This is a genomic window from Mycolicibacterium arseniciresistens (genome assembly GCF_030519285.1).
Lineage (GTDB): Bacteria > Actinomycetota > Actinomycetes > Mycobacteriales > Mycobacteriaceae > Mycobacterium > Mycobacterium arseniciresistens.
Genome location: NZ_JAUMSQ010000252.1, coordinates 1 through 9,090 on the forward strand (window position 1 = coordinate 1; position 9,090 = coordinate 9,090).

Here is a 9,090-nt window from a genome sequence, read left to right on the forward strand (position 1 = left end):
GCGACGATGCCGAGCGCCAGCGCCGCGACCCGCCGCCAGGTGAGCCGCTCACGCAGCACCGCCGCCGCCAGCAGCGCCGTCACCACCGGGTTCATCGACACGATCACCGCGCCGAGCACTGCGGGTGCGCCGTGCAGCAAGGCCAGATACAGGCAGATGAACTGCACGGCCTGGGTGAGCAATCCGCTGACCAGTACGTGCACCAGGGCCCGGCCGGTGGGCCACCTCACTTTCGAGGCCCATGCCCAGCCGCCGATGATGCCGCCGGCCAGCCCGAATCGCAGCACCAGTACCGCCATCGGCGACATCACCGAAACGGCATGGGCGCCAATCGGATAGCCGAGCGCGTAGAAGAACGTCAGCACCGTCGCCGAGCGGGCGCCCATCGTGGGCGCTGAAGTCACGGTGGCCATGAGGCCATCGTGGGGGATGGGTCGCCGCGCTCGCCATTCAATTTCCGCCACGTGCAGGTGAGATACTGACAGTTGCCCATGCCTGGATCCCTGCCCCTCGTCTTCGATGCGCCGCGCCGCGCCATGCCGCCGCGGCACCTCGCCGACCTCGACGAAGCGGGGCGTGCCGCCGCCGTCGCCGAACTGGGGCTGCCGGCATTCCGGGGAAAACAGCTGGCCAACCAGTACTACGGCCGGCTGATCGCCGATCCGCACCAGATGACGGACCTGCCCGCCGCGGTGCGCGACGACGTCGCGGCGACACTGTTCCCCGCCTTGATCGACCCGGTGCGCGAGATCGAGTGCGACTCGGGGGAGACCCGCAAGGTGTTGTGGCGGGCGGTCGACGGGACCACCTTCGAATCGGTGCTGATGCGCTACGCCGACCGCAACACCGTGTGCATCTCGTCACAGGCCGGCTGCGGGATGGCCTGCCCGTTCTGCGCGACCGGCCAGGGCGGGCTGAAGCGCAACCTGTCGGCCGCCGAGATCCTCGAGCAGGTGCGCGCCGCGGCCGCCGAACTGCGGGACCGCGACGGTGACGGGATCACGCCCGCCGCGCGCGGCGGGCGGCTGTCCAACATCGTGTTCATGGGCATGGGCGAGCCGCTGGCCAACTACAACCGGGTGCTGGCCGCCCTGCGGCGCATCGTCGCGCCGCCGCCCAACGGGTTCGGCATCTCCGCGCGGTCGGTGACGGTGTCGACGGTGGGGCTGGCGCCCGCGATCCGCAAGCTCGCCGACGAGCGCCTCAACGTCACGCTTGCGCTGTCGCTGCACGCGCCCGACGACGAGCTGCGCGACACCCTCGTCCCGGTGAACAACCGCTGGAACGTCACCGAAGTCCTCGATGCGGCACGGTATTACGCCGACACCACCGGCCGCCGGGTGTCGATCGAGTACGCGTTGATCCGCGACGTCAACGACCAGCCCTGGCGGGCCGACCTGCTCGGCAGGCGACTGCACGGCGCGCTGGGACCGTTGGTCCACGTCAACCTGATCCCGCTCAACCCCACGCCGGGCAGCAAGTGGGATGCCAGCCCGAAACCGGCCGAGCGCGAGTTCGTCCGCCGGGTGCGCGAACGCGGCGTGTCCTGCACCGTGCGTGACACCCGCGGCCGCGAGATCGCCGCCGCCTGCGGTCAGTTGGCCGCCGAGGGCTGAGCGGCGGCCGCGAGATCGACGTGGCGCAGGGGAGACCTCGCACTTTTGCTGCGTGGCGTCAATCTGGCGGCGCCGGGCGGTTGACGAACCACACGTTGTCCTCGCGCAGGGACCGGCTGCGCCAGCCGTCGGGCGTGCGGACGAGTCGATGGTGGTAATAGCCGCCGCACGAGGACATCTCGGTCATTCCCGGCAGCTGCATCGGGTTGTAGAACATCGCCCGGACCGTCGCGCTGTCGCCGTCGGACTCGAGGATCTCGATGTTGGTGATGTAGTGCATGCTCCACGGGATCGCCGCGAAGCCCTGGGCGAGGAAGTCGGCGACCCGGTCCCGCGGGCCCGCCGGGATGCCCATCGCCGAGTAGTCGACGACGGCGTCCTCGGTGAACACCGAGCGGTAGAGCTCCCAGTCCTTGGTGTCGACGGCGCGGGCGTACCGGTAGAGCAGCGCCTCGATCTCCCGGTGGTCGGTGGCGTGGTTCACGCCGCCGGGTCGGGCATGCCGATGGTCTTGGACTCGAAGTACTCCTTGAATCCCTCGTCGCCGTTGCGCCGGCCCAGCCCGCTCTGCTTGGTGCCGCCGAACGGGCTGGTGATGCCGAAGTGGCTCTTGCCGTTGATGGTCACGTTGCCGGTGCGCATCCGGGTGGCCACCGCGAACGCCCGGTCGACGTCGCCGCCGCTCACCTCGCCCGACAGCCCGTAGATGGAGTTGTTGGCGATCGCGATCGCCTCGTCGTCGCTGTCGTACGGCGTCACGGTCAGCACCGGGCCGAAGATCTCCTCCTGGGCCACCTGGCTGTCCGGGTCGACGTCGGCGAGCAGGGTGGGCTGGGTGTAGTAGCCCGTCGGCAGGTTCTCCGGGATGCCGCCACCGGTGACCAGTCGGGCACCGGAGTCGATGCCGCTCTTGATCAGCCCGAGCACCTTCTGGCGCTGGCCCTCGCTGATCTGCGGGCCCTGCATGTTGCCCGGGGTCCACGGGTCGCCGACCGGGAAACCCTCCATCATCGACTTGAGGATCTCGAGTCCCTCGTCGTACCGGCTGCGCGGCAACAGGATTCGCGACGGCAGGATGCAGCTCTGGCCGCTCATCACGCACGCCATCATCGCCGCGAGCGGCAGTGCGGAGTTGAAGTCGGCGTCGTCGAGCACGATGTGGGCCGACTTGCCGCCGAGTTCGAGCAGCGTCTTCTTGACCGTCGCCGCGCCGGCCGCCAGGATCGCCCGCCCGGTGGCCGTCGAGCCGGTGAAGGTGATCATGTCGACGCGCGGATCGGCCGACAGCGCCGCACCCACCTCGTTGGCATTGGACACCACGACGTTGAACACCCCGGGCGGGATGTCGGTCTCCTCGGCGACGATGCGGCCGTACTCGCTGCCCGACCACGGCGTCAGCTGCGCGGGCTTGAGCACCACGGTGTTGCCTGCCATCAGCGCGGGCACCGTCTCGGCGATGTTGAGGTAGAACGGCACATTCCACGGAGTGATCGCGCCGACCACACCGACCGGTTCGTAGTGGATCTTGCGACGGGCGGGGCCCATCTGTGTCTCGTGCACGCCGGTGTCGACGAGGTAGTCGAAGCCACGGCCGTGTTCGGCCCAGTGCTTGACCTCGGCGATCGGGCTCTCGATCTGTGAGCCCGACACCGTCACCGGACAGCCCACCTCGGTGATCAGGATGCGTCGCAGCCGTTCGGCGTCGCGCTCCAGCGCGGCGTGCAGCTGCATCAGGCAGTGGTAGCGGAACTCGACGTCGCGCGACCAGTCGGTCTCGTCGAACGCCCGCCGCGCCGCGGCCACCGCGCGGCCCATGTCCTCGACGGTGCCGTCGGTGGCCTGCCCGGCCACCTCCTCGCTGGCCGGGTGGATCACGTCGAATGTCGCGCCGCTGCTGGTGTGTTGCAGCTCGCCGTCGATCAGCATCCGCTCGTCGCCGGCCAGCACGCCCGTCTCGCTCTGCACACTCGTCATGGCTCTAGCCTTACAAATCGCGGCGCGAGTGTCAGCCCTTTTGGGCGATCGCTCAGCGCCAGGTGTGTCGGCGCGGGTCAGTCGGCGGGCCGGATGCCGACGGCATGGCGTAGCTGTGCGAGGAACTGGTCGCCGTCATCGCTGCGCACGATGTAGTGCGACACCGCGACGCGGATGGCGGTGGCGGCCTTGACGCCGGCATTGGTGCCCACGAGCAGCTTCTCCAGCCGGGCCCGCATCAGGGGCACGATCCGGGACAGCTGCGCGATGACCACCTCGGGCTCGATGTCGATGAGCCGCACACCGGAGTAGGACTGCTGGTACTCGACGATGAAGCGCAGCGCCGCGTCCAGCTTCTCGGTGCCGCGCAGCCCCGCCGTGGCCCGGCTGATCCCGTTGTCGAACAGATCGCGCTCGAACCGCCCGAAGGCGTCGAGCAGTTCCTGCTTGGACGCGAACCAGCGGTACAGCGTGGGCCGCGAGACGCCGGCCTGCAGCGCCACCTCGGACAGGCTGAGCTTGGTCTGCCCACTGCGGCCGAGCACCTCGGCGGTCGCGGCGAGGATCCGGTGCCGCGTCGACGTGTCGTCGAGGACCTGCTGGTCGGTCAGGGGTTCATTCACGTGGGCGCCTCAGGTGGTGGTGTTGCACAAATCGTAGATGGTGTAACCCGCGGTCACGGCAGCGACGCGGCACGAGTCCGGTCACAGTGCCGCCCGCAGCACGGCGACTGTGTCCAGGTCGTCCAGCGCGGCCACCCCGCGCCGCAGCCCCTCCATCGCGATGCCCTCGGCCTGCATGCCGCCCATGCCCGCCGTGATCAACGGTGCGACATAGGCATACAGCGCGCCCTGGCGGTACCGGTGCCAAAGGTCGTCGCGGTCCCAGTCCGGGCCGCCGCCGGCCGCCAGCGCCCGGCGGTAGACGTCGAGCAGGTCCCGCTCGGCGGCGCGGCGGTCCGCCGTGGTCAGGCAGGTCACCAGCGTGTACGCCAGCTCCCGGCCGGGATTGCCGCTGCGGACGGCCTGCCAGTCCAGCAGCCCGGCCTCCCCACTGCGGAAGTAGACGTTGCCCGGGTGGGCGTCGCCGTGCATGACCGTGAGCGGGGGCCGGTCGATCAGCGCCGCCACCGCGCGGTAGTTCTCGTCGATGAAACGGCCGCGGTCGACCGGGATGTCGGTGCGCTCGGCGATCCGGCGCGCCGACGCCTTGCACAGCGCGCCGGTCAGCAGCGACGTGTGGTCACCCGATGGGGTGTAGGTCCAGCCCGGTGGCCGCCCCCAGTGCCTCGCGTGCAGCGCCGCGAGGCGTTCCACCACGAGCGCCGCCCGGTCCCGGTCGAGCGGGTGCAGGGTGTCGGGAAAGTCGCATTCGGCGGCGGGTAGGTCCTCGAGCACCAGGACGAAGCGTCCGGTGAGCGGGTCGAAGGCCGAGCCGTAGGACGTCGGCACGCCCTGCAGCCCGGGCGCCAGCCGGTCGTAGAAGCACACCTCGGTGTGGGCCAGCCGGCCCAGTTCGCCCATCAGCCGGGTGGCCGCCGTCTCGGCCGGCATCTTGACGAACACCGTTGCCGGGACACCGTTTCCGGTGAGCGCCAGACGCGCCCGCGACGACGTGCCCGCGTCCCCGCCGACGAGCCGCACCGACGTCACGGTGCGACCGATGATCGCCGACAGCGCCTCGGCCCCGAGGTCGGCCGGCCGCCGCGGCAGCGACCGCGCACCGCCGATCGCGGCATCGGTCACCACCCGCTGCACCCCGCGCCCCAGATGGGCCGCGAGACCGAGGACGGGAACCACCCGGTCGGCGAGTCGCGCCGAAACCCCTGAGGCGATGGTCACCGGGTCGATAACCTCCTAGGTTGGCCGGTAGGTCCGCACAGTTTACAAACTATCGCTGAAGTGTAAAGGCCGAATGGTCTGACGCGATTCGCGCGATTCGGAAGGGGTCACATGGCCGGTCCGCTGACAGGCGTGCGTGTCGTCGAACTCGGCGTGTGGGTGGCGGGCCCGGCCGCAGGCGCCGTCCTCGCGGAGTGGGGCGCCGACGTCGTCAAGATCGAACCCCCGGCGGGCGATCCAGCCCGGATGTTCGGCCGCATGCTGGGCATCGACGGCGACGTCAACCCGCCGTTCGAGATGGACAACCGCAACAAGCGCGGCGTCGTGCTGGACATGACGACGACCGAGGGGCGTGCGACGGCGCTCGAGTTGATCTGCGACGCGGACGTTTTCCTCACCAACGTGCGGCCGGGGGCACTGCGCCGGCTCGGCCTGGACTTCGAGACGGTGGCGGCCCGCAACGCCCGGCTGGTCTACGGGCTGATCACCGGCTACGGCGAGGCCGGACCCGACGCCGACCGGGCGGCCTACGACGTCGCGGCGTTCTGGTCGCGCGCCGGGCTCGCGCATCTGCTGACCCGCCCCGGCGACAGTCCGCCCTTTCAGCGTGGCGGGCTGGGCGACCACATGGCGGGGATGACGATGGCCGGGGCGGTGTGCGCAGCGCTGGTGGCGCGCGCGACCCGCGGCACGGGCCAGCTGGTGACGACCTCGCTCTACCGGCAGGGCGCCTACGCGGTGAGCTTCGACCTCAACACGTTCCTGATGACCGGGCACCAGATCGCCATCGGCCAGCGCGAGACGATGGCCAACCCGTGCATGAACAACTACACCGCGGCCGACGGCAGGCGGTTCTGGGTCGTCGGCCTGCAGGGAGAGCGGCACTGGCCGGCGCTGTGCCGCGCGGTGAGCCGGCTGGGATGGCTGACCGAGGAGAGGTTCGCCACGCCACGCGCGAGGGCGCGCAACGCCACCGATCTGATCGGCCAGCTCGACGAGATCTTCGCGACCCGCCCGCTGTCGGAGTGGGCCGAGGTCTTCGCCGCCGATCCCGACTTCTTCTGGTCGCCGATCAACACCATGGAGGACGTGGTGGCCGACGAGCAGTTCCACGCGGCCGGCGGGGTGGTCTACGTGCCCGACGGCGAGTCCGCCGCCCCGATGGTCGCCACACCGGCCGACTTCCACGGCACACCGTGCGAACAACGAAGCGTCGCACCGGCGCTCGGCGAGCACACCGAAGAGGTGCTCGCCGAGCTGGCGGCGCGGACGGCGCAGGATCCGAACCCACCGGCCTGAGCCCCAGCTCGGACGAGCTTTACAAAACCTCGGGCCAGTGTCACGCTGATCACATCTGGGTGCGACGGACCGACGGTCGCGGAGTCGAGGGGAAACGGTGTGACGAACAGTGATTCAGCTGCTGGAACGGTGCCCACCCGCGAGTTCAGCCAGGTCGACATCACCTCCCAGGCGTTCTGGAGCCTGCCGTTCGCCGAGCGCGACCGGTCGTTCGCGGCCTTGCGCGCCGGCGACGGGCTGACCTGGCACCGGCCGCTGCCGTCGCTGTTCCCGATGGAGGAGGACGGCTTCTGGGCGCTCACCCGGCGCGCCGACATCGTGCACGTCAGCCAGCACCCCGAGTTGTTCACCTCCGCCCGCGGTGTGGCGCTCGACCCGATGCCCGCCGAGGTGCAGCGGATCGCCTCGTTCTTCCTGACCATGGACCCGCCGGAGCACACCGTCTACCGCCGGCTGATCAGCGCGGCGTTCACCCCGCGCAACGTCCGCAGGATCGAACAGCAGATCCACGACAACGCGGTCGCGGTGGTCGACGATCTGGTCGGGGCGGGCGAGGTCGACTTCGTGGAGGCCTGTTCGGCGCGGCTGCCGATGCTGACCATCTCCGACATGCTGGGGGTGCCGCGCGCCGATCAGCCGGCGGTGGCGAAGGCCGCGGAGAAGTTGTTCAGCATGAGCGACGACGAGTACTCGTCGCTGGAGGAGCGCGCCGCCGACACCATCAACGAGATCATGCTGCTGTCGGCCACCGGGGTCGAGTTGGCGAAGTTCCGCCGCAAGAACCCCGGCGACGATTTGATGACCGACATCGTCAACGCCGAGGTCGACGGTCACCGGCTGACCGACGAGGAGGTGGGCGCGTTCCTCATCCTGCTCGCCTCGGCCGGCAACGACACCACCAAGCAGACGACCTCGCACGCCATGCTGGCGGTGAGCCGCAACCCGGCCCAACGCGACTGGCTGCTGGCCGATTTCGAGAACCGCATCGGCCCCGCGGTCGAGGAGTTCGTGCGGTGGGCGTCGCCGGTGATGCAGTTCGCCCGGTTCGCGACGGCCGACACCGAGATCAACGGCGCACCCGTGGCGGCGGGCGACAAGGTCGGCCTGTTCTACTGCTCGGCCAACCGGGACGAGGCCGTGTTCGGCGATCCGCACGAGTTCGACCTGGCCCGCTCGCCCAACCCGCACCTCGGCTTCGGCGGCGGCGGCCCGCACTTCTGCCTCGGCAGCAACCTCGCGCGGGTCGAGCTGCGGGTGCTGTTCCGTGAGTTGCTGACTCGGCTGGACGTCGAGTTCGGCGAGCCCGACCTGCTGCACAGTACATTCGTGCACGGCATCAAGCGGCTGCCCGCCGTGATCCGCTGAGCGCGGAGCTCAGCGCGGATCGATCCTGTCGCGCAGGCCCTTCGCCGCGACGACGGCGGCGCCCGCCGCGCGCACCCGGTCGGTGAGTGCCCGGTCCGAGGTCGCCACCAGGATGTCGCCGGGCCGGTCGTCGGCCGCGACCAGCCGGACGATCTCGTCGTCTGCGGAATTCGGCGCCGCCACCGGCGCGTGGGCGATCGTGATCACGCCGGACTCCAGCGGCGGTGACAGCGGCTTCTCGAAAACCACTGTCACATCGAGGTTCTCCGCACCGGCCCACCGTTCGAGGTCGGCGACCAGAACGGTCATCGCCCGCCGCCGGTCGCGCCACCACCCGTCCGGGCATGAGCCGATGACGTTCATGCCGTCGACGATCCAGCGCACGGCGTCAGCCTAGGCGGCCCGGGCGTTCAGCGCGGCCGCGGCCGCACCAGCACCGACTGGGCGATGGCGCCGACGGGTCCGGTCTGGTCGAACAGGGTGCCGATCGTGGTGCCGATGCCGTCGGGCCCGTAGTCGGTCTCTGCGCGGATGCCGATCCACCGGCCTTCGGGAACGCGATGCACGTGCACCGCGAGGTCGGTGTTGAGGAACGTCCACTGCCGCGGGTCGAGCCGGGTGCCGATCCCGTTCGCGCAGTCGGCCACCGAGAACAGCCGCTGCAGGGGCGTCATCGTCTCGTCGGCGACGAGGTCGACGGTCGGCGTCAGCCACGATTCGCCCGCGCCGGCGTTCAGCGGGTCGGTCAGCCAGCGCCAGTCGAGGCTGTGCACGTAGTTGCGGTCCCAGTCCTTGGCCAGGTCGCGGCTGCGGGCCCCGTCGATCGGGCGCAGCGGCGGCGCTGCGGCGTGCTGCAGCGCCGAGGTGTCGAGCCGCTGCAGCCGCCATCCGGTCGCCCGGGCGACGGGCCGCGGTGCGCCGTCGGGCCCCGGCGCGAGCATCTCGGCGGCGACGAGTTCGATCTGCCTGCCCCGCCGCTCGATCCGGGACCGCAG

The 9,090-nt window shown here is 70.6% G+C and carries 10 protein-coding genes; 3 read left to right on the forward strand and 7 right to left on the reverse strand.

Annotation, left to right across the window (positions count from 1 at the left end):
• Positions 1-413, reverse strand: a 413-nt coding sequence (locus Q2100_RS24280; RefSeq protein ID WP_302916115.1) for an EamA family transporter, incomplete at its 3' end; no start/stop codon positions are given.
• Positions 414-491: 78 nt separating this feature from the next.
• On the opposite strand from Q2100_RS24280, the gene rlmN reads away from it, so the two are divergent.
• Positions 492-1,616 (forward strand): dual-specificity RNA methyltransferase RlmN, encoded by a 1,125-nt coding sequence (gene rlmN / locus Q2100_RS24285; protein WP_302916116.1) that lies wholly within the window; start codon positions 492-494, stop codon positions 1,614-1,616.
• Between the two features lie 58 nt (positions 1,617-1,674).
• Here the strand turns inward: rlmN and Q2100_RS24290 are convergent, their stop codons facing one another.
• The 4 genes from Q2100_RS24290 to Q2100_RS24305 form a co-directional block, all read right to left on the reverse strand.
• The gene (locus Q2100_RS24290) at positions 1,675-2,100 is read right to left on the reverse strand and encodes a nuclear transport factor 2 family protein (protein ID WP_302916117.1); all 426 of its coding nucleotides are present in this window, start codon (positions 2,098-2,100) and stop codon (positions 1,675-1,677) included.
• The gene (locus Q2100_RS24295) at positions 2,097-3,590 is read right to left on the reverse strand and encodes an aldehyde dehydrogenase family protein (protein WP_302916118.1); all 1,494 of its coding nucleotides are present in this window, start codon (positions 3,588-3,590) and stop codon (positions 2,097-2,099) included. Before Q2100_RS24295 ends, Q2100_RS24290 begins: the two co-directional genes overlap by 4 nt.
• A gap of 77 nt (positions 3,591-3,667) precedes the next feature.
• Complete coding sequence (locus tag Q2100_RS24300; RefSeq protein WP_264015349.1) at positions 3,668-4,213, reverse strand: TetR/AcrR family transcriptional regulator; 546 nt, start codon at positions 4,211-4,213, stop codon at positions 3,668-3,670.
• Between the two features lie 81 nt (positions 4,214-4,294).
• A complete protein-coding gene (locus Q2100_RS24305) occupies positions 4,295-5,431 on the reverse strand; it encodes a phosphotransferase (RefSeq protein WP_302916119.1) in 1,137 nt (378 codons plus the stop codon).
• A gap of 111 nt (positions 5,432-5,542) precedes the next feature.
• Between Q2100_RS24305 and Q2100_RS24310 the strand changes: the two genes are divergently transcribed.
• Together Q2100_RS24310 and Q2100_RS24315 are read left to right on the forward strand one after the other, a co-directional pair.
• On the forward strand, positions 5,543-6,730 hold the full coding sequence (locus Q2100_RS24310; protein WP_302916120.1) for a CaiB/BaiF CoA transferase family protein: 1,188 nt from the start codon (positions 5,543-5,545) through the stop codon (positions 6,728-6,730).
• 129 nt (positions 6,731-6,859) lie between these two features.
• Complete coding sequence (locus tag Q2100_RS24315; protein WP_407667681.1) at positions 6,860-8,095, forward strand: cytochrome P450; 1,236 nt, start codon at positions 6,860-6,862, stop codon at positions 8,093-8,095.
• Between the two features lie 9 nt (positions 8,096-8,104).
• Here Q2100_RS24315 and Q2100_RS24320 read toward each other — a convergent pair whose 3' ends face one another.
• Both Q2100_RS24320 and Q2100_RS24325 read right to left on the reverse strand, forming a co-directional pair.
• Positions 8,105-8,479: an NYN domain-containing protein gene (locus Q2100_RS24320; protein WP_302916122.1), complete on the reverse strand. Its 375-nt coding sequence runs from the start codon at positions 8,477-8,479 to the stop codon at positions 8,105-8,107.
• 26 nt (positions 8,480-8,505) lie between these two features.
• Positions 8,506-9,090 (reverse strand): thioesterase family protein (locus Q2100_RS24325; RefSeq protein WP_302916123.1); only part of this gene is annotated, 585 nt, incomplete at its 5' end.